The sequence below is a fragment of the Mesobacillus jeotgali genome, from assembly GCF_031759225.1.
In the GTDB taxonomy this organism is placed as follows: domain Bacteria; phylum Bacillota; class Bacilli; order Bacillales; family Cytobacillaceae; genus Mesobacillus; species Mesobacillus jeotgali_B.
In genome coordinates this window covers 3,483,423-3,504,324 of sequence record NZ_CP134494.1, presented here as the reverse complement: position 1 = coordinate 3,504,324, position 20,902 = coordinate 3,483,423, and the positions used below count along the sequence as shown (strand labels likewise).

At 43.5% G+C, this 20,902-nt stretch carries 19 protein-coding genes; all 19 read left to right on the top strand.

Annotated elements, in window-relative coordinates:
- The first annotated feature begins 16 nt into the window (after window positions 1-16).
- On the top strand, window positions 17-1,132 hold the full coding sequence (gene citZ, locus RH061_RS17635) for a citrate synthase (RefSeq protein ID WP_311072117.1): 1,116 nt from the start codon (window positions 17-19) through the stop codon (window positions 1,130-1,132).
- A 197-nt stretch (window positions 1,133-1,329) separates the two neighbouring features.
- Window positions 1,330-2,598 (top strand): NADP-dependent isocitrate dehydrogenase, encoded by a 1,269-nt coding sequence (gene icd, locus RH061_RS17630; RefSeq protein WP_311072116.1) that lies wholly within the window; start codon window positions 1,330-1,332, stop codon window positions 2,596-2,598.
- Window positions 2,599-2,689: 91 nt separating this feature from the next.
- On the top strand, window positions 2,690-3,628 hold the full coding sequence (gene mdh / locus RH061_RS17625; protein WP_226646424.1) for a malate dehydrogenase: 939 nt from the start codon (window positions 2,690-2,692) through the stop codon (window positions 3,626-3,628).
- Between the two features lie 115 nt (window positions 3,629-3,743).
- Window positions 3,744-4,220, top strand: coding sequence for a MaoC/PaaZ C-terminal domain-containing protein (locus tag RH061_RS17620; RefSeq protein ID WP_311072113.1), 477 nt, complete (start codon window positions 3,744-3,746; stop codon window positions 4,218-4,220).
- Between the two features lie 128 nt (window positions 4,221-4,348).
- The gene (locus RH061_RS17615) at window positions 4,349-5,065 is read left to right on the top strand and encodes a response regulator transcription factor (protein ID WP_311072112.1); all 717 of its coding nucleotides are present in this window, start codon (window positions 4,349-4,351) and stop codon (window positions 5,063-5,065) included.
- Entirely contained in the window at window positions 5,062-6,831 is a 1,770-nt protein-coding gene (gene pnpS / locus RH061_RS17610; protein ID WP_311072110.1) for a two-component system histidine kinase PnpS, read from the top strand. Before RH061_RS17615 ends, pnpS begins: the two co-directional genes overlap by 4 nt.
- Window positions 6,832-7,079: 248 nt before the next feature.
- Window positions 7,080-8,635 (top strand): IS3 family transposase gene (locus tag RH061_RS17605; RefSeq protein ID WP_311071301.1). Its coding sequence is split into 2 segments (ribosomal slippage): window positions 7,080-7,719 and window positions 7,719-8,635, totalling 1,557 coding nucleotides; the frame shifts between segments, so codons are not numbered across the junction.
- A 217-nt stretch (window positions 8,636-8,852) separates the two neighbouring features.
- Window positions 8,853-9,821: an FtsH protease activity modulator HflK gene (gene hflK / locus RH061_RS17600; protein ID WP_311072109.1), complete on the top strand. Its 969-nt coding sequence runs from the start codon at window positions 8,853-8,855 to the stop codon at window positions 9,819-9,821.
- Complete coding sequence (hflC, locus tag RH061_RS17595; protein ID WP_311076442.1) at window positions 9,814-10,746, top strand: protease modulator HflC; 933 nt, start codon at window positions 9,814-9,816, stop codon at window positions 10,744-10,746. Before hflK ends, hflC begins: the two co-directional genes overlap by 8 nt.
- 55 nt (window positions 10,747-10,801) lie before the next feature.
- Window positions 10,802-10,987: a hypothetical protein gene (locus RH061_RS17590; protein ID WP_311072106.1), complete on the top strand. Its 186-nt coding sequence runs from the start codon at window positions 10,802-10,804 to the stop codon at window positions 10,985-10,987.
- A 177-nt stretch (window positions 10,988-11,164) separates the two neighbouring features.
- Window positions 11,165-13,795 carry a DNA polymerase I gene (gene polA / locus RH061_RS17585; protein WP_311072105.1) on the top strand — a complete coding sequence of 877 codons (2,631 nt, stop codon included), beginning with the start codon at window positions 11,165-11,167 and terminating at the stop codon, window positions 13,793-13,795.
- Between the two features lie 38 nt (window positions 13,796-13,833).
- On the top strand, window positions 13,834-14,664 hold the full coding sequence (gene mutM / locus RH061_RS17580) for a DNA-formamidopyrimidine glycosylase (RefSeq protein ID WP_311072103.1): 831 nt from the start codon (window positions 13,834-13,836) through the stop codon (window positions 14,662-14,664).
- A 300-nt stretch (window positions 14,665-14,964) separates the two neighbouring features.
- Entirely contained in the window at window positions 14,965-15,597 is a 633-nt protein-coding gene (ytaF, locus tag RH061_RS17575) for a sporulation membrane protein YtaF (RefSeq protein WP_311072102.1), read from the top strand.
- A gap of 25 nt (window positions 15,598-15,622) precedes the next feature.
- Window positions 15,623-16,231, top strand: coding sequence for a dephospho-CoA kinase (coaE, locus tag RH061_RS17570; RefSeq protein ID WP_311072101.1), 609 nt, complete (start codon window positions 15,623-15,625; stop codon window positions 16,229-16,231).
- A gap of 222 nt (window positions 16,232-16,453) precedes the next feature.
- Window positions 16,454-17,485 (top strand): glyceraldehyde-3-phosphate dehydrogenase, encoded by a 1,032-nt coding sequence (locus RH061_RS17565; RefSeq protein WP_311072100.1) that lies wholly within the window; start codon window positions 16,454-16,456, stop codon window positions 17,483-17,485.
- 397 nt (window positions 17,486-17,882) lie between these two features.
- Window positions 17,883-18,263, top strand: coding sequence for an adenosylmethionine decarboxylase (speD, locus tag RH061_RS17560; protein ID WP_041967626.1), 381 nt, complete (start codon window positions 17,883-17,885; stop codon window positions 18,261-18,263).
- A 105-nt stretch (window positions 18,264-18,368) separates the two neighbouring features.
- Entirely contained in the window at window positions 18,369-18,773 is a 405-nt protein-coding gene (locus RH061_RS17555) for a hypothetical protein (RefSeq protein WP_311072099.1), read from the top strand.
- 126 nt (window positions 18,774-18,899) lie between these two features.
- Entirely contained in the window at window positions 18,900-19,361 is a 462-nt protein-coding gene (nrdR, locus tag RH061_RS17550) for a transcriptional regulator NrdR (protein ID WP_102265147.1), read from the top strand.
- Between the two features lie 129 nt (window positions 19,362-19,490).
- Window positions 19,491-20,900, top strand: coding sequence for a replication initiation and membrane attachment family protein (locus RH061_RS17545; protein ID WP_311072097.1), 1,410 nt, complete (start codon window positions 19,491-19,493; stop codon window positions 20,898-20,900).
- Window positions 20,901-20,902 lie beyond the last annotated feature (2 nt).

The following is a 20,902-nucleotide window of genomic DNA, read 5'->3' as shown; positions in this document are numbered from 1 at the left end:
AAAGGAGAGATTGAGTATGACAGTAACACGTGGTCTTGAAGGGGTAGTGGCAACAACATCTTCTATCAGCTCTATTATCGATGACACGCTGACTTATGTCGGCTATGACATTGACGATCTAGCTGAAAATGCTAGTTTCGAAGAAGTGATTTACTTATTATGGCACCGCAAGCTTCCGACAGCGGCAGAATTGGACGAATTGAAGAAGCAGCTTGCAGAGAATGCGGCATTGCCGAAAGAAGTATTGGAACATTTCAAGATGTACCCGATTGACAAAGTCCATCCGATGGCTGCAGTTCGCTCAGCTGTATCTCTTTTAGGATTATATGATGATGAAGCGGATGTAATGGAAAAAGAATCGAATTACCGCAAAGCGATCCGCCTGCAGGCTAAAATGCCAGCTATCGTTACAGCTTTTGCAAGAGTAAGAAAGGGTCTTGAGCCTATCGCGCCAAGGGAAGACCTGAATTTCGCGGCTAACTTCCTGTACATGCTGACTGGCGACGAGCCTGATGAAGTAGCCGTAGAAGCAATGAACAAAGCATTGGTCCTTCATGCCGACCATGAGCTTAACGCTTCAACATTCACTGCACGTGTCTGTGTGGCGACACTTTCTGATGTGTATTCAGGTGTCACGGCTGCGATCGGTGCATTGAAAGGTCCTCTTCACGGAGGAGCAAATGAAGCAGTTATGAAAATGCTCACAGAAATCGGCACTCTTGAAAATGTAGCGCCGGCAATCCGCGGAAAGCTTGCGAACAAGGAAAAGATCATGGGCTTTGGACACCGCGTATACCGCCTGGGAGATCCTCGTGCCAAGCATTTGAGAGAAATGTCCAAGAGGCTGACTGAACTGACTGGCGAACCTCACTGGTACGAAATGTCCACAAAGATCGAAGAAATCGTGACAGGCGAGAAGAACCTTCCGCCAAATGTTGACTTCTACTCAGCATCTGTTTATCACAGCCTTGGAATCGACCATGATTTGTTCACGCCGATTTTTGCTGTAAGCCGCGTTTCCGGTTGGCTTGCGCATATCCTTGAGCAGTATGACAACAACCGTCTGATCCGCCCTCGTGCTGATTATACTGGTCCTGGCAAACAAGAATATGTTGCCATTGAAATGAGATAATTTAAGAGATAGAGGAGCAATATTTTACTTTTCAGTGAAAAATTGCTGTAATAGGAGAGTAAGGAAGTTAAGCACCCTTTTCAATACTGTTATAGGTGAAAGGGTGCCTGGCTTCGGAGTGCAAGGTTAGTGGCAACCAGGCCTGCTGACCTTTGATTAAATGTCTGGCTCACATGATTTTGGAGGGAGAGAATAATATGCAAGGTGAAAAAATCACAGTAAAAGATGGAGTTTTAAACGTACCAAACAATCCAATCGTTCCTTTTATCGAAGGTGACGGTACAGGTCCTGACATCTGGGCAGCTTCTGTACGCGTCCTTGATGCAGCAGTTGAAAAAGCATACAAGGGTGAGAAAAAGATTGTCTGGAAAGAAGTATTAGCTGGAGAAAAGGCGTTCAACCAGACTGGTGAATGGCTGCCAAGCGAAACTTTAGAGTTGATCAATGAATACTTAATCGCGATCAAAGGTCCTTTAACAACACCTATCGGCGGCGGAATCCGTTCTCTTAACGTTGCATTGCGCCAGGAATTGGATCTATTCGTGTGCCTGCGCCCTGTTCGCTGGTTCGAAGGTGTTCCTTCTCCTGTAAAACGTCCACAGGACACTGACATGGTTATTTTCCGTGAAAACACTGAAGATATCTATGCTGGTATCGAGTATGCAAGCGGATCTGACGAAGTCAAGAAGCTTCTTGCATTCCTGCAAAACGAAATGGGCGTAAATAAAATCCGTTTCCCTGAAACTTCAGGTCTCGGAATCAAGCCTGTTTCAAAAGAAGGAACAGAGCGCCTTGTACGTTCAGCGATCAATTACGCCATCACTGAAGGCCGTAAGTCAGTAACGCTTGTACATAAAGGCAATATCATGAAGTTCACAGAAGGCGCATTCAAAAACTGGGGTTATGAACTGGCTGAGAAGGAATTCGGCGACAAGGTATTCACATGGGCTCAGTATGACAAAATCAAGGAAGAACAAGGTACTGATGCAGCGAACAAAGCTCAGTCTGACGCAGAGGCTGCTGGCAAAATCATCGTGAAAGATGCGATTGCGGATATCTTCCTACAGCAAATCCTTACACGTCCGAAAGAGTTCGACGTTGTTGCAACAATGAACCTTAACGGCGACTACATTTCTGATGCACTTGCAGCACAGGTAGGCGGTATCGGTATCGCTCCTGGAGCGAACATCAACTATGAAACTGGCCATGCTATTTTCGAAGCTACGCATGGTACTGCTCCGAAATATGCTGGTTTGGATAAAGTTAACCCATCTTCTGTTATCCTTTCAGGCGTTCTTATGCTTGAGCACCTTGGCTGGACAGAAGCAGCTAACCTGATCGTCAAGTCAATGGAAAAATCAATCGCTTCAAAGGTTGTAACATATGACTTTGCTCGTTTGATGGATGGCGCTACAGAAGTCAAAACTTCTGAGTTCGGTGACGAACTAATCAAGAACATGGGCTAAAAATGTGCGGAAGGCTATCCTTTTTCAGGATAGCCTTTACATAAATAACATATATTTTTAAAAAATATATTCGTTCTGAGGAGGAAGCCTTATGTCATTGAAACGCAAAAAGATTTCCGTCATTGGTGGAGGATTCACAGGAGCAACAACAGCATTCTTGTTAGCACAGAAGGAACTTGGGGATGTAGTGTTAGTCGATATCCCGCAAATGGAAAACCCTACTAAGGGTAAAGCGCTTGATATGCTTGAAGCGAGCCCGGTCCAGGGATTTGACGCGAACATTACAGGGACTTCCAGCTATGAAGATACGAAAGACTCAGACATCGTTGTTGTAACAGCTGGTATTGCGCGCAAACCTGGCATGAGCCGTGATGACCTTGTCCAGACGAACCAAAAAATCATGAAAAGTGTGGCCCAGGAAATCGCCAAGCACTCTCCTGATAGTTTCATCGTGGTATTGACGAATCCTGTTGATGCGATGACATATACTATTTTCAAAGAGTCCGGATTTCCTAAGAATCGCGTAATCGGCCAATCGGGCGTATTGGATACTGCTCGTTTCCGTACTTTCGTAGCCCAGGAATTAAACCTGTCAGTTAAAGATGTTACAGGTTTCGTTCTTGGAGGCCACGGCGATGACATGGTTCCGCTTGTGCGTTATTCATATGCAGGAGGCATTCCTCTTGAGACACTTATTCCAAAAGATCGCCTTGATGCCATTGTAGAACGGACGCGCAAAGGCGGCGGCGAAATCGTCAACCTGCTTGGAAACGGCAGCGCCTACTATGCGCCAGCAGCTTCCCTCGTTGAAATGTGTGAAGCGATCCTCAAAGACCAGCGACGTGTACTGCCTTCTATTGCTTATCTAGAAGGAGAGTATGGATACGAAGGCATTTACCTGGGAGTTCCTACTATCCTTGGCGCTGGCGGTATCGAGAAAGTAATCGAACTTGAATTGACTCCGGAAGAAAAAGCAGCACTTGATAAGTCTGCAGAAGCAGTCCGCAACGTCATGGCAGTTCTTGCTTAATCGTTAACAGATTACTAGTAATTAAAAAAATCGGGGATATTCCCCGATTTTTTTACAAAGATTATAAGGTATATGATTTTGGGACCTGAACTTCTATTGCAAAGGGGTAAATGCTATGCTGCTTGGAAGAAAACGTAAGCTTGGCAGGAAAATAGAAGAAATCACTGTCGGAGAGAAATTGACACTAACCGAAAAAATCGAAGATAAAGACCTTCTGTTATATTTGGGATTGACGAATGATGCTAATCCTTTGTATATCCAGCATGATTACGCGTCACAGACGCCTTACGAAAAACCGATTGTTCCTGCAATCATGCTGAATGGAATCATCACTTCGGCTGTTTCTAAATACCTTCCGGGACCTGGAAGCCATATTCTAAGACAGGATATTGAGTATGTGAAACCTGTTTACCATTACGGAACAGTCCAATTCTTATTTGAAGTAACCGAGGTAATCAAAAGCAAGCATAATATTGAAATCTCGGTTATAGGAAAGAATGAGGAAGAAGAGACAGTTGTATCGGGGAAGCTGCTTGTCTGCCCTCCATATCCGGTCCAGCGTATGGACGGGAAAGCATTAGAAAACTTTTAAGCTTTTGGGATGTACAATAATTGTGCATCCCTTTTTGTTTTATATTTGATTTTACAGGCTGAGTTGATATTATAATGTAAATAGAGCTATTGGATGAAACAGGGGTAATAACTTTTTTGGAGGCTCATATGAACAAGAAGGTCTTGGTTGTGGATGATGAACAATCGATTGTGACACTGCTGAAGTATAATCTCGAACAGGCTGGTTATGTCGTGGTAACCGGGATGGACGGTGAGGAAGGGATCCGTCTTGCTGCTGTTGAGAAGCCGGACTTGATGATTCTGGACTTGATGCTTCCGAAGCTGGATGGAATGGAAGTATGCAAGCAGCTTAGGCAGCAAAAAATCAATGTGCCAATTTTGATGCTTACCGCTAAGGATGATGAATTTGACAAAGTGCTAGGACTGGAGCTTGGCGCGGATGATTATATGACGAAGCCATTCAGTCCGCGTGAGGTTGTAGCCAGGATAAAAGCTATTCTCAGAAGAACGCAGACCCAGCATGAAGCCGTGGAGGAAAAGCCGGAGGATGAGGGCCAGATTAAAATTGGCGATGTTAGGATCATTCCTGATTTCTATGAAGCTTACTTTATGGACGACTTGCTTGAATTGACTCCAAAGGAATTCGAATTGCTGCTGTACCTCGCAAAGAATAAGGGCAGGGTGCTGACCCGTGACCAGCTGCTAAGTGCTGTTTGGAATTATGATTTTGCAGGGGATACAAGAATCGTAGATGTACATATAAGCCACTTACGGGAAAAAATTGAACGGAATACGAAAAAGCCATCATATATCAAGACAATAAGAGGCCTTGGATATAAGCTGGAGGAACCAAAGGGAGAATGACAAAGTACCGGACACGTCTCTTGTTTGCCCTCATTACCCTGATCATCATCGTATTGGTGGGCCTGGGCCTGCTTTTAGGGCAGTTATTCAAGAACTACTATATTAATTCATTCAATGAACGGCTGAGGATTGAAATGAATCTCTTAACCTCCAATATTGAACAAAATGGAGGGCTCGCATCACTCAACACAGAAGAAATATCGAAGATGAGCGGGTTGCTTAACGCTAGAATCACAATCGTTGATCTTGAGGGAGATATCCGGTATGACACGGGTGAACTATCAAGCACGAAGATTAGCAGGCACCGGGATATTATTGGCGATATCGTCGAAGATGAACCTGAAGAGGAGAGCGATCTGGAAGTTGGCGGAGGTTTTGATCTGCATTATTATTGGAATCCGCTGATTCATGATGGTGAAAAAGAAGGCTATGTTTTTTTAACAACAAAGATCGATGAACTGCAGAAGGCTTACCGGCAAATCTGGTGGATTCTGACGGTCAGCCTGGGAATGGCATTGGTCGTCATCATCCTGCTTGGAACAAGAATCACAAACCGCTATACGAAACCGATTGAGTCTGCAACAAATGTGGCGATTGAGCTGGCAAAAGGGAATTATCGGGCGAGGACTTATGAAGATCATATCGATGAAACAGGCATGCTCAGTTCGTCGATCAACATCCTTGCCAGAAACCTTCAGGAACTGATGAAGCTGAAAGAGTCCCAGCAAGACAGGTTGAGCACCCTGATTGAAAATATGGGCAGCGGCCTGATCTTGATTGACAGCAGGGGCTTTATCAACTTGATTAATAAGCCATACAAGGAAATTTTCAATGTTAAGGCTTCCGAATACCTCTACAAACTTTATTATGAAGTAATCGACCATGATGAAATTACCCAGATGGTAGAAGAAATCTTCATGACCGAGCAAAAAGTCCGGAAACAGGTAGTCTTGCCATTGGAAATCGAAAGACGCCATTTCGAAGTATATGGAGTGCCGATTATCGGAACAAACAATGTCTGGAAGGGCATACTTCTCGTCTTCCATGACATCACCGAGCTGAAGAAACTGGAACAGATGAGGAAGGACTTTGTGGCAAACGTCTCGCATGAGCTTAAAACACCGATAACCTCGATTAAGGGTTTTTCAGAAACGCTGCTGGATGGAGCGATGCATGACAAGGCTACACTGGAAGCGTTCCTCGAAATCATTCTAAAAGAAAGCGACCGTCTTCAGGTACTGATCCAGGAATTGCTTGACCTTTCAAAGATTGAGCAGCACGGCTTCCGGTTGACAAGGGGAAGCGTGGATCTCGTAAAAGAAGCCAGTGAAGTCATTGAGATATTAAAACGCAAAGCTGCACAAAAGGATATCCTTCTGTCACTTAAACAGTCAACCAGTGAGGAAGCGGTTATTGAAGGTGATTCAGACAGGCTCAAGCAAGTGCTGATCAACCTTGTCAGCAATGCCATCACTTATACACCGAATGGCGGCAAAGTGGATATTTCGTTAACTGTCCAGGAAGATTCAGTTTTGGTTGTGGTCAAGGATTCTGGTATAGGCATTGAGAAGAGTGAGATAACGAGGATATTCGAGCGCTTTTACCGGGTCGATAAGGCAAGGAGCCGAAACTCCGGGGGAACAGGACTAGGCCTTGCCATCGTCAAACACATAATTGAAGCTCATAAAGGCCATATCGAAGTCGACAGCCAGATCGGAAAAGGGACAACCTTCACAATCAAGCTTTTTAAAAAGCTGCCTCAGTAGCAAAAGAGTGCAAATTCAATAAGCAAGCCATTGCAGCCCAATTCGAAACTGAATTGGGCTTTTTCAATAAGAATTTACATTCATTTAACAATAGGTTTATTTTTCCTTAACACTGCCTTGCTACAATCTTTATGAAAACCCCTTCATCCAAGGAGTGAGAAAGAAGCACAAGCTGACCCTGATATGCTCCCCTTTAGGTAGACAGATTAAAAAATAAAAATCTGTTTACTTAAAGGGGAGTATTTTTTATGTCAAAAAGGACATATTCATTCCAAGATAAAATCAAGATCGTAGAGGCGTTAAAAAAGGGTAGCCATTCTATTTCAGAGCTGAAGTTTATATACAAAGTAAATGATCATGCAATTTATGATTGGGTCTACAGGTATGAAAAATACGGAGCAGAAGGATTAAAGAAGTCTTCTACCTGGAAGAGGTATTCTAAGGAACTTAAGCTGGCGGCTGTACAGGACTATCTTAGTGGGGACTACTCTCAAAATGATGTTATCAGAAAGTATGAAATCTCATGTAGACGAGTCCTCCAGAAATGGATTAACAAGTATAATAGTCATAGAGAATTAAAGGACACTTCCAAAGGAAGGACAAACACTATGACTAGAAGAAACACTACCATAAATGAACGAAAAGAGATTGTGCTCTATTGCCTTGAGAACGGCAAGGATTATCAGAAGGCAGCTGAGACCTTTAAGGTCTCTTACCAACAAGTATATCAATGGGTTAAAAAGTATGAGGATGGCGGCGAAGAAGCCCTTCGGGATAAGCGAGGGAGGAAAAAGGAAGAAGTTGAACTCTCCCCAGAACAGAAGATGAAATTGGAGATGAAGAGGCTTGCGAGTGAAAATGAGCGATTACGCGCAGAGAACTTATTCCTAAAAAAGTTAGAGGAGATCGAAAGGAGGCGAAGATAAGCCAGATACGCCTTGAGGAGAAATATATCGCTATCAAGGAACTTCACGAAGAAGAAGGATTCTCTTTCGTTATGCTTTGTGAAATTGCGGGGTTGGCCAGGTCTGCATATTATAAATGGCTGAAGCGAACACCTTCCAAGCGTGAATGTCAGAATGTGATACTTGTAGAAGAAATGAAGGCTCTCCATGAGGAGGTTAAAGGAATCTACGGCTACCGCAGGATTACGATGACTTTGAATAGAAGGTTGAGCAAGAGCTTCAATGAAAAGCGAATCTATAGGCTGATGAAGATTGTCGGCATTCAAAGCGTTATTCGGAAAAAGAAAAATCGATATAAAAAGTCAACCCCTCAACACGTCGCAGAAAACGTGTTAGACCGTAATTTCCAAGCCGAAAGTCCTAATGAGAAATGGGTAACTGATGTGACTGAGTTCAAGTATGGAGAAGCAAAAAAGGCTTATTTGAGTGCAATTAAAGACTTACATGATGGAGCCATCGTTAGTTACGTATTTGGACATTCCAACAACAATAAACTGGTGTTTGATACGCTGGATCAGGCCACGGCCCTACTGAATGGTGACCGCCCACTTATACATAGCGACAGGGGCTTTCAGTATACCCATTTTGGATTTAAACAAAGAATAGATCAAGCACAGATGACTCAAAGTATGTCCCGAGTCGGAAGATGTATTGACAATGGTCCAATGGAATCCTTTTGGGGATCACTGAAAAGCGAGAAATATTACATGGAGAAATATAAGACCTTTGAAGAGCTTTCTGCGGCGATTGATGAGTACATATACTTTTATAATCATGAACGTTACCAAAAAAGATTAAACGGCCTTAGCCCCTTAGAATTCAGGGCTAAAGCCGCCTAGATTGTTTTTATTATTTCCACTGTCTACTTGACGGGGAGCAGTTCACCCCGCTTGTGCTTTTTTCATTTGCTTTCTGCCACAGTTATTGAACCCTTTCTTAAAAACCAAAAAACACCATTGTATCTAAACTGTTACTCAATTATCATTCTTTTGAAACTTTTACGGTTTTTAAACGTAAAAACAAACATAGATAGAAACATAGGAAGAGGGGGATGAAATGGTGAGCTTAAAGCAAATTTACGTGACGAGCGGGATTGTCGTCCTGGCCATTATTTTAGGTATTTCTGCATTCACGACCTGGTATACGGTCGATGAATCGGAACAGGCTGTCATTTTGACGTTTGGTAAAGTCGAGGAAGGAATCAGCGAACCTGGCTTGCATTTTAAACTGCCTTGGCCAATCCAGAGTGTCGAGAAATTATCAAAAGAAACGTTCAGCCTCCAGTTTGGTTATGAGGAAAAGGATGGAGAAATCAAGGAGTTTCCTGATGAAACCAAAATGATTACGGGTGATGAAAACATCGTCCTTGCCGACCTGGTTGTTCAATGGAAAATAACCGACCCTGAAAAATATTTATTTAACGCTGATAATCCGAGAGAAATCTTGTACGATGCGACTTCGGCATCTGTAAGAAGTATTATCGGTAGTTCCGAAATTGATGAGGCCCTGACATCAGGGAAAGCAGAAATTGAAGCAGAAGTCCGGGACTTATTGTCTTCGTTGATTGGAAAGTATGATATGGGTATTTCTGTTCTTGGTGTCAAGCTGCAGGATGTCGAATTGCCAAATGAAGAAGTGCGCAAGGCTTTTACCGATGTAACGGATGCACGTGAAACAATGAACACGAAAATAAATGAAGCAAAGAAATACCGTAATCAGAAGCTGAATGAAGCGCAGGGGGAAAAGGATGCGCTCATCTCCAGAGCTCAAGGGGAAAAAGCTGCGAGGATTGAACGTGCTAGAGGTGATGTAGCGGTATTTAACAAGCTGTATGTTGAATACAAATCCAATCCTGATATTACAAGACAGCGATTGATTCTGGAAACGCTTGAGCAAGTCTTGCCTGGTTCGGAGATTTACATCATGAACGATGATGGCAACACAATGAAGTACTTCCCGATCCGCCCGCTTGAAGCAGATAAACCGAAGACAGAGAAGGAAGGCAGTGAGAAGAATAATGGCTGATCAAAACGTGATTGATATAAATGAACGCAGTGGTGGCGGATCCTGGCGTAAATATACCAAAATCGGAATCTTCCTGGTCATTCTTATTGCCTTGCTTGTCTTTATTTTTACGAATGTTTTCATCGTGAAGCAAGGCGAGTATAAAGTAGTCAGGCAGTTTGGAGAGGTTGTTAAAATCATTGAAGAGCCTGGCTTGAATTACAAAGTCCCATTTATCCAGAGTGTCACGACCTTGCCTAAATACCAGCTGACCTACGATGTTTCCCAGGCGGAAATCAACACAAAGGATAAAAAGAGAATGCTGATCGACAATTATGCCATCTGGCGGATTGAAAACCCTAAGAAAATGATCTCGAATGCCAGGACGCTTGAAGGTGCCGAATCCAGAATGGAGGAATTCATCTATTCGGTTGTCCGTTCTGAGCTTGGTAAGCTGGACTATGATGAAATCATCAATGATGAAAAGTCATCCCGCGGATCCTTGAATGACAGGGTGACAGAAAAAGTCAATGAGCTGCTTGATGATGGGAATTATGGTGTGGTTGTGACAGATGTACGCATGAAGAGGACCGATCTCCCGGCAGAAAACGAAAAATCCGTTTTTACAAGAATGATTTCCGAGCGTGAATCAAAGGCTCAGGAATATCTTTCAATGGGGGATGCTGAGAAGAACAGGATCATCGCCCAGACGGACAGGGAAGTACAGGAATTGCTCGCAAAAGCAACGGCGGATGCTGAAACGATCCGAGGCGAAGGGGAAGGGGAAGCTGCTAAAGTATACAACCAAACATTCTCCAAAGACCCAGAGTTCTACTCCATGTTCCGCACACTGGAATCTTATAAAAAGACAATCAATGGCGAAACCGTCATAGTCCTCCCATCTGATTCACCATACGCAAGAATGCTGATGGGTTACACAAATTAAGAACAAAAAGCGCAAGCGCCTTGTTCAGCCCCGACAAGCGCTGGAGAGCCTGCCAGTGAAGTCGTTTTTTGACTTCACTGGCAGGATCGAAATCGAAATGTATAGCCGACTGTACAGAAACGCAGAAACTGGAGACACCGACAAAGAAGCGCTTTTTGCTTCTGCCGGCGGAGTTGAAGTTTCGGAGTTTCTAGGAGGCGACACTAGACAAGCGACTCGAGGGGCTAGGCGCTGGAGCTAGATTAAGAATACCAATTTATCTACAACTAACATTCTACCATTTCGAATACAATATCAAAAAAGCAGCTTAAGGCCGTTATTTTTCTTTCTATCATCTCTCATGATAAAATAGGAAGGAATCTAACGGTCTTTTTTCTATATAAAAATTTGCGCCTTTCTAAAATAGAGGAGGAATGACATGTCTAAAAAGCTTGTGTTGATAGATGGCAACAGTATTGCCTACCGTGCGTTTTTCGCTTTGCCGTTGTTGAATAATGAAAAAGGGATACATACCAATGCTGTTTATGGTTTTACGATGATGCTGATGAAAATCCTTGAGGATGAGAAGCCTTCGCATATTCTTGTTGCGTTTGATGCCGGGAAAACGACCTTCAGGCATAAAACCTTCAGTGAGTACAAGGGCGGAAGGCAAAAGACACCGCCTGAGCTTTCTGAGCAGTTTCCGTTCATCCGTGAATTGCTGACGGCCTATGGCATCTCCCAGTACGAACTGGAGAATTATGAAGCTGATGATATTATCGGTACATTGAGTTTGCTGGCTGAAAAAGAAGGCTTCGAAACAAAGGTTATTTCCGGTGATAAGGACTTAACGCAGCTGAGTTCTGACAAGACGACGGTCAGTATCACAAGAAAAGGGATTACCGATATTGAAGAATATACACCTGAGCATATCAAGGAGAAATATGGCCTGACTGCTGAGCAGATTATTGATATGAAAGGTCTCATGGGTGATGCATCCGATAATATTCCTGGTGTTCCTGGTGTAGGTGAAAAGACGGCAATCAAGCTGTTGAAGGAATATGGCACACTTGAGAATCTTTTAAATTCGATTGACCAAGTCAGCGGGAAAAAGCTTAAGGACAAGCTGGAGGAATTCAAGGACCAGGCAGTCATGAGCAAGGAGCTTGCGACCATCACTCGTGAAGCACCTGTTGGAATAGAGTTGAGTGAGCTTGAGTATGAAGGTGCGGAGAATGAGAAGCTAGTGAAAATGTTCAAGGAGCTAGGTTTCAATTCCTTGCTGGACAAGCTGGGAGCAGTTGCAGAAGCAGAAGAAGCGGAGCTTGAAGACATCGAATTCCAGCAGCTGGATAAAATCGAAAAAGATATCTTCGCAAAAGAAAACGGCTTCTATGTTGAGGTGCTGGAAGATAATTACCATTATGCCGACATTATCGGTTTTGGAGTTGTAAATGAAAACGGCAGTTTCTTCCTGCCAGTAAAAGTAGCCCTTGAATCTGAAGAATTCAAGAAATGGGCGGAGGATGAGTCCAGTAAAAAAACAGTCTACGATGCGAAACGATCTGAGGTGTCATTGCGCCATCATGGCATCCATCTGAAGGGTGCTGACTTCGATGTGTCACTGGCATCTTATATCATCAATCCTTCCGAGTCGCCGGATGACCTGGCAGCAATCGCGAAACAGCATGGCTTCAGGAGCGTGCAGGCAGACGAAACAGTCTATGGAAAAGGTGCTAAACGAAAAATTCCCGAGGAAAGCATCCTGGGTGAACATCTGGTGCGCAAGGCGGCTGTTCTTGTTTCATTAAAAGAGAAGCTCGAGCAGGAGCTTTGGGACAACGATCAGCATGATTTGTTCAGCAGCCTGGAAATGCCATTATCACTGGTACTTGCCGATATGGAATACCAGGGAGTTAAATTGGATATGCAGCGCCTGGATCATATGGGTGAAGAGATCAAAGGCCGGCTTGCTGAAATCGAAACAAAGATCTTCGAAATGGCAGGAGAACAGTTCAATATCAATTCTCCTAAACAATTAGGTGTCATTCTCTTTGAAAAACTGGGACTGCCTGCTGCGAAAAAGACGAAGACAGGCTATTCAACCTCAGCAGACGTCCTTGAAAAATTGGCATCTAAACATAAAATCATTGAAGAAATCCTGAACTATCGCCAGCTGGGAAAGCTGCAATCCACCTATATTGAAGGGCTGCAAAAGGTCGTCAATAAAGAGACTGAAAAAGTCCATACAAGATTCAACCAGGCTTTGACAGCAACTGGAAGATTAAGCTCAACAGATCCTAACCTGCAGAACATCCCAATCAGACTTGAAGAAGGCCGGAAAATCAGGCAGGCTTTTGTCCCTTCGGAAAAAGGCTGGGTCATATTTGCAGCTGATTATTCACAAATTGAACTGCGTGTTCTCGCCCATATTGCGGGCGATGAAAAACTGATTGATGCCTTCCAGAATGATATGGACATCCATACGAAAACTGCGATGGAAGTGTTCAATGTAGGGAAAGACGAAGTCACTTCCAATATGCGCCGACATGCAAAAGCGGTTAACTTTGGGATTGTGTACGGCATCAGCGATTATGGATTATCCCAGAGCCTGAATATCACAAGGAAAGAAGCGGGCGAATTCATTGAGCGCTACCTTGAAAGCTATCCTGGTGTGAAAGAATATATGGATGAGATCGTCAAGGATGCAAAGGCGAAGGGTTATGTCCAGACATTATTGCATCGCCGCAGGTACATTCCTGAGATTACGGCCCGCAACTTCAACTTAAGGAGCTTTGCCGAGCGTACTGCCATGAATACCCCGATCCAGGGAAGCGCTGCAGACATTATCAAGAAAGCAATGATTGATATGGCAGAAAGACTCCGTGAAGAGGGCGTTAAGACAAGACTGCTGCTTCAAGTACATGATGAATTGATTTTTGAAGCACCTGAGGATGAAATTGAACTATTGAAAAAAATAGTGCCAGAGGTTATGGAAAATGCCATTGAATTGAAGGTGCCGTTAAAGGTGGACTTCTCATATGGCCCAACCTGGTATGACGCAAAATAGAGTCACCATAGGATTTTTACAGAGAAAGGCGGGATTATATGCCTGAACTACCAGAGGTCGAAACCGTCAGACGAACATTAGAGGTCCTGACGATCGGAAAGATAATTAAGGAAGTCTCTGTTTCCTGGCCAAAGATGATCAAAACTCCGACTGAAGTAGAGCAGTTCAGTGACGCACTGAAAGGGCAGACGATAAATGAAATCGGCCGGAGGGGAAAATTCCTGATCCTTTACACGGAATTTTTCGCTCTCGTTTCCCACTTAAGAATGGAAGGGAAATACGGTTTATTCAGTTCTGAGGATCCTGTAGATAAGCACACGCATGTCATTTTCCATTTTACCGATGGAACGGAATTGCGTTACAAGGATGTCAGGAAATTTGGCACGATGCACCTTTATGAAAAAGGGAAAGAGTTCGAAACCCAGCCACTTGCCGATTTAGGGCCTGAACCTTTTTCGGAAGATTTTACAGTGGAATGGCTGTCGGGAAAACTGAAGAAAACGAATCGAAAAATAAAGCCGGCGCTGCTTGACCAGAAAATCCTTGTTGGCCTCGGAAACATCTATGTAGATGAAGCGCTATTCCGTGCAAAGATCCATCCTGAAAGGATTGCTAACTCTTTGACTCCAGAAGAGGAAGCAGTGCTTCACAGGGAAATTGTCAGCACTCTGTCCGAAGCTGTTGAGAAAGGCGGCAGCACCATCCGTTCCTACGTGAACTCACAAGGACAGATTGGCATGTTCCAGCTGCAGCTTTATGCTTATGGGCGCAAGGGTGAACCGTGCAAGACTTGTGGAACACCATTGGAAAAAACCGTCGTTGGCGGACGGGGAACGCATTACTGCCCGTCGTGCCAGAAGCTTAAATAATAATATCAGAATTTATATCATTTCAACTTCGAGAATTGTCCAGCTCCAGCGCCTAGCCAGTTTCCGACCCTGAGTCGTCTTCCTCGAGTATCTTGCGAGAAGCGTTAGCTTTGAGCAGCTCGAGACGTTTCGGTCCGCCCAATGAAGTCAAAGAACGACTTCACTGGTCGGCCCTCCAACGCTTGTCGGGGCTTACCAAGGCGCTTGCGCTTTTCTTGTATATTGGCTTGTTGATTTCCTCACCATAACTGGGCTCCTTCCATATACTAACGTAGCGATTGACAGGAAGGAGCTCAGTTTATGGCACAAACAATTTCCCTGCTTTTACTTGCATTCGCTGTCAGCCTTGACAGTTTCAGTGTAGGGTTAACGTATGGATTGCGGAAAATGAAAATCCCGATTAAATCTATCTCTGTTATTGCGGTTTGTTCAGCTGTCGTCCTGATGGCCGCTATGATGATCGGGCATTTTCTCGAGAGCTTTTTTTCACCAGGAATGGCAGAGACACTGGGTGGCACTGTCTTGATCGTTTTAGGAGGATGGGTACTATTCCAATTTTTCCGCGAAGACAAAACAGAGTTGCTCTGTCATGAAAAAATCATTTTGAACCTTGAAATCAAATCACTCGGTATCGTCATCAATATTTTGAAAAAGCCAATGACAGCTGACTTTGACCGATCGGGCACGATCAATGGAATTGAAGCTGTCATGCTTGGGCTTGCCCTGTCGCTAGATGCATTCGGTGCAGGGGTGGGGGCGGCATTTCTAGGCTTCTCTCCAGGTTATCTGGCATTGACGGTTGCCTGCATGAGTTCATTATTTGTGTATGCCGGAATGAGAATGGGCAGTTATTTTTCCGGGAGCGGATGGATGCAAAGGTTTTCCTTTGTACCAGGAATCTTATTGATCATAATCGGGCTGTTGAAGCTTTAATGGCCCTTGAAAGGATAAAATGAGAATGTCATTAGTTATCGGATTGACAGGAGGTATAGCAAGCGGGAAAAGCACGGTATCCGCCATGTTCACTGATATGGGCATCACTGTGATTGACGCAGATATCGAAGCAAGGCTTGCTGTTGAGCCAGGAGAAAAGGCATATAATGAGATTGTCAGCCATTTTGGCAAGGATATTTTAGAAGAAGATCGTACGATAAATCGCCCTAAGTTGGGTGAGATCATTTTTAACAATGAAGAAAAGCGATTGCTGCTTAATTCGATTGTCCATCCAGCCGTAAGGGAGCGGATGGCAGAGAAAAGAAAAAAAGCTGAAGCAGATGATGAAAAGGCAGTCGTCCTTGACATTCCGCTTCTGTTTGAAAGCAAACTGACAGGACTCGTCGAAAAAATCATCGTTGTATACGTGGATGAGCAAACACAGCTTGAACGGCTGATGAAGAGGAACGGGTTCTCGGAAGAAGAAGCTTCATCGAGGATTAGGTCACAAATGCCGCTGAAGGACAAAGTTGGTTTGGCAGACGCAGTGATTGATAACAGCGGCAGCATCGAAGAATCGAAGCAGCAGCTGATGGATATTTTAAGTGAATGGGGAATTTTAAGAGCCGACTAGGCTCTTTTTTTGTTTCCTTGAGTGGACGGGCATGCATATCCGGTTATTAGCCGATTTAATCTCGGTACCTCAATTTGTTACCTTCTAAATGAATATTATTATCAGAATTATTTTATATTTTAAATGTGTGCATTTATTTATCACAAATAAATTTTAATATGTTATACTAATACCATACAAAGGGGTTATTGAGTATAACACTAATTCGGAAGGGGCCGTACAATGAAGGCGAAAATTGCGATTAACGGTTTTGGGAGAATTGGAAGAATGGTATTCAGAAGAGTCATTCTTGAAGAAAATCTTGAAGTTGTTGCGATAAATGCGAGCTATCCAGCTGAAACTCTGGCGCATTTAATAAAATATGATTCTACTCATGGACAATTTGCTGGTGAAGTGATTCCGGCTGACGATCACCTGATTGTCAACGGAAAGACTGTTAAGCTATTAAGCAATCGAAATCCTGCTGAGCTTCCATGGAAGGAAATGAAGATTGATATCGTCATAGAAGCTACAGGCAAATTCAACTCACGTGACAAGGCGGCTCTTCATCTAGATGCTGGTGCTAAGAAAGTCATTTTGACAGCACCTGGTACAAATGAGGATATCACGATCGTCATGGGTGTAAATGAAAGCGCATTAAATATTGAAGAACATGATATCATTTCGAATGCATCATGCACGACAAACTGCCTGGCACCTGTTGCGAAAGTTCTTGATGATACTTTCGGTATCGAAAACGGTTTGATGACGACAGTGCATGCGTATACGAATGACCAGAATAATATTGATAATCCGCACAAGGACCTGCGCAGGGCACGTTCTTGTGGTCAATCCATCATCCCGACCTCAACTGGAGCAGCAAAGGCACTTTCACTTGTGCTTCCTCAGTTGAAAGGAAAGCTGCATGGCATGGCGTTGAGAGTACCTACTCCAAATGTTTCGCTAGTTGACCTGGTGGTCGACCTGAAGCGTGAGGTAACGGTGGACGAAATCAATGACGCATTCTATTCAGCATCAAAAGGAAAGCTCAAAGGCGTTCTTGATATCACGACAGATCCGCTTGTATCAATCGACTTTAACACGAATGAACATTCTGCGATCATTGATGGCCTGTCTACAATGGTCATCGGTGCCAATAAGGTTAAGGTTCTTGCCTGGTATGACAATGAATGGGGTTATTCAAGCAGGGTTGTAGACCTGACAAAGTATGTAGCACATGCAATGTCTAATTCTGCTGCTGTAAAAGTAGGATAAACTTAATTCCGTAAAAAGCTTGCTCATTGGCAGGCTTTTTATTTTTGTCTTTTCCTTATTTCCATATAATGTTCAAGCTGTTTTTTTGCTGCTGGCTAACGGAGATCACGGTTTGAAATCCAAAGGTTTTTTTAGGTGAAGACCCTCGAAAAGGCTATGGTATAGCTATCTAACAAACTATAAGAATGGCAGTTTAAAAATCATGAAAAAAATTTGTTTTCATGTGTTGCAAAAAAAATATAAACAAAGTATACTAGTCATCGTGAACTTCTTAATAACGGTACCAATTGGCTACTTAAAGGGTTAGGACCTCTCTGGACTAACTTTCCCCCGTGGTAGTTAAGATACCATTGAAGCTAAGAATTCATTCTAATATTGTTAGAGGGGGAAATTTAATATGGAAACAATGGGACGTCATGTAATTTCTGAACTTTGGGGTTGCGATTTTGAAAAATTGAATGATATGGATTTTATTGAACAAACTTTTGTAGGAGCAGCATTGAAATCAGGTGCTGAAATCCGCGAGGTGGCTTTCCACAAATTTGCGCCACAAGGTGTAAGCGGAGTTGTCATTATTTCTGAATCTCATTTAACTATTCATAGCTTCCCAGAACACGGATACGCCAGCATTGATGTATACACTTGCGGCGATCTGGATCCTAACATTGCAGCTGACTATATTGCAGAAGCTCTTGGCGCTCAAACTCGTGAGAATATCGAAATTCCACGCGGCATGGGTCCTGTGCATGTGAAGCAAGCACAAGCTAAAGCTCTATAATTGAAAATATGAAAAATTCACAAGAGGTGTAGCGATACACCTCTTTTTATTTTATCTGTAAATAAGGTAAACTGTTAGTAGAAATAACTTGCAGGAGGATTTTTGATGTCATTGTTAAAATCCATATCAGGACGGTACGAGAAATTCAGCGGAACAAGTGAAAACAACAGGGATGAACTGCTTAAAACTCATTATTATAAAACGAACTTCAACCAGATGTTCCAAAGTGTCGAAGACTTGCTGAAGGCAGACTCCTCATACAAGATTACGAGTGTTTCAAAGGAGCATGGGGAAATATCAGCCGAGTTGACAGGAAAGCTTCCTGCCTTTTTAACGGCCACAGTGGTTACGACAAAACCGTTTGAGACAGCGGTCGACTTACATATCTCTACGGAGAAGTTTTCTTTTGGGGGCATCAACCCTGCTTTGAGGCAGGAGCTGGTGAAGATTTATGAAAAGCTAAACTCCACACATACTTTTATTGGTTCAGGAAAATACGGGAACCAATAGTTCCTCTTGTCCAGTTCCAATCTTTTTTATAAGATAATATTAGGATAATGCTTAGGGACGTATTGATGGAAAAAGTGAATGGACCTTCGCTATTTCTATATTTCAAAATATTCGGAGCTGATCGAGATGAAATGTCCAACTTGCCAAAATAACTCTACCCGGGTTCTTGATTCAAGACCGGTTGACGATAGCCGATCAATTCGACGCAGACGCGAATGCGAAGCTTGCGGATTTCGCTTCACCACATTTGAGAAGGTTGAAGAAATTCCTTTGATTGTCGTAAAAAAAGAAGGTACACGCGAAGAGTTCAATCGGGAGAAACTCCTTCGCGGTCTGATTAAAGCCTGTGAAAAGCGGCCAGTTGCTTTGAAGGAGCTTGAAGATTTGGTTTCCGAAGTAGAAAAAGAACTTCGCAGCCATGGAGTTTCAGAAGTTAAGAGCGAAGCCGTTGGTGAGATGGTGATGGACAGGCTGGCTAAGATTGATGAAGTCGCCTATGTCCGATTCGCGTCTGTTTATCGCCAGTTTAAGGATATCAATGTCTTTATTGATGAATTGAAGGAGTTATTGAAGAAAGAGCAATCATAATATAGCTGGAGTTCTGGGCTCCGGTACGATCCTGAAGGAGCTGAAGGGAACTTCAGCTCTTTTTAAGGCTGTCTTATGAAGCGATTTGTGAACATTGTTCTTTTTGCAATTTAGAATGGAGGGAATAGGATGGCTCAGCATTGGCAAGAGACTTTGCCTGTGGACCAATATATTGTTGCGTCCGGCGGCTTATTGCATGACTACGATCGCAAGGTGCTTACTTTCTTATACCAGCCTTTGATTGGGCCAGCTTGTTTAAGCCTTTATATGACCTTATGGGCGGAATTGGAAGAGAACCGGCTTTGGTCCCAGCCTGTCACACACCATAATTTGATGACAATCATGGATATGAACCTGAAGGATATTTACCATGCCCGCCAAAAGCTTGAAGGCATGGGATTGCTGAAGACCTATATGAAAAATGAAGAGGGAGGGCGTTCATTCATTTATGAATTGCAGCCGCCCCTGACTCCTGAACAATTCTTCCTTGATGGCATGTTGAATGTCTATTTATATCGCAAGGTCGGCAAAAATCAGTTTTTGCGGCTCAAGCGATTTTTCAGCGATAAAACTGCTGGATCAGAGCCTGGATATGAGGAAATTACAAAAGCTTTCCAGGACGTGTTCCTGTCTGTACCTCCACGGGCACTCATCCATAATGAGGATTCAGCTGCCGACCTGGATGCGGAGGAAGGCAATGTTTTTATCGGCAGGGAGGAAGCTTCCAAAATACAGATCGATCCTGCTGAGTTCAACTTTGATTTACTACTGGGAGGGCTTCAGGAATCTCTTATCCCCAAAAAAGCTTTTACCTCGAAGGTTAAAGAAGCAATCAGCAATCTTGCCTTCCTTTATGGAATTGATGCCATCAAGATGAAGAATATTGTCCTGGGAGCTGTAAATGCTGAAAATGAAATCGATATTGAGGAATTGCGAAAGGCAGCCCGTGACTGGTATCAATTTGAGCACCAGGACCAGCTTCCTGCACTTCTGGATCGAACACAGCCTTTCCAGCATCAAGCCGGGATTGACAAACCGAAAACGCAGGAAGAGAAATTGGTCGTTTATCTTGAAAAAACATCCCCTCGCCAGCTGCTGATTGATCTTACAGGTGGTGCCGAGCCATCAAAAGGGGATCTGCAGATCATCGAGGAGGTTATGTTCAAGCAAAAGCTGCTGCCGGGAGTCGTGAATGTTTTAGTTCAATATGTTATGCTCAAGACGGATATGAAGCTGACAAAAGGTTATATCGAAAAGATTGCCAGCCATTGGTCACGGAAAAAAATCTCGACGGTCAGGGATGCGATGCAGCTGGCTAAAAGCGAGCACAAGCAGTATCTGGAGTGGGCAGAAGGCAAGAAATCTCCTTCTTCATCCGGAAAAAGAAAGCCAGTCCGCAAAGAAGTATTGCCGGATTGGTTCGCGAAAAAGAACGAGGGTGAACCTCAAGGTCAAACAGGTTCAAATACAGATCCTGATTTTGAAATAGAAAAGAAAAAGCTTGAAGAAGAACTGAAGAAATTCAAATCTGGGAGGTGATC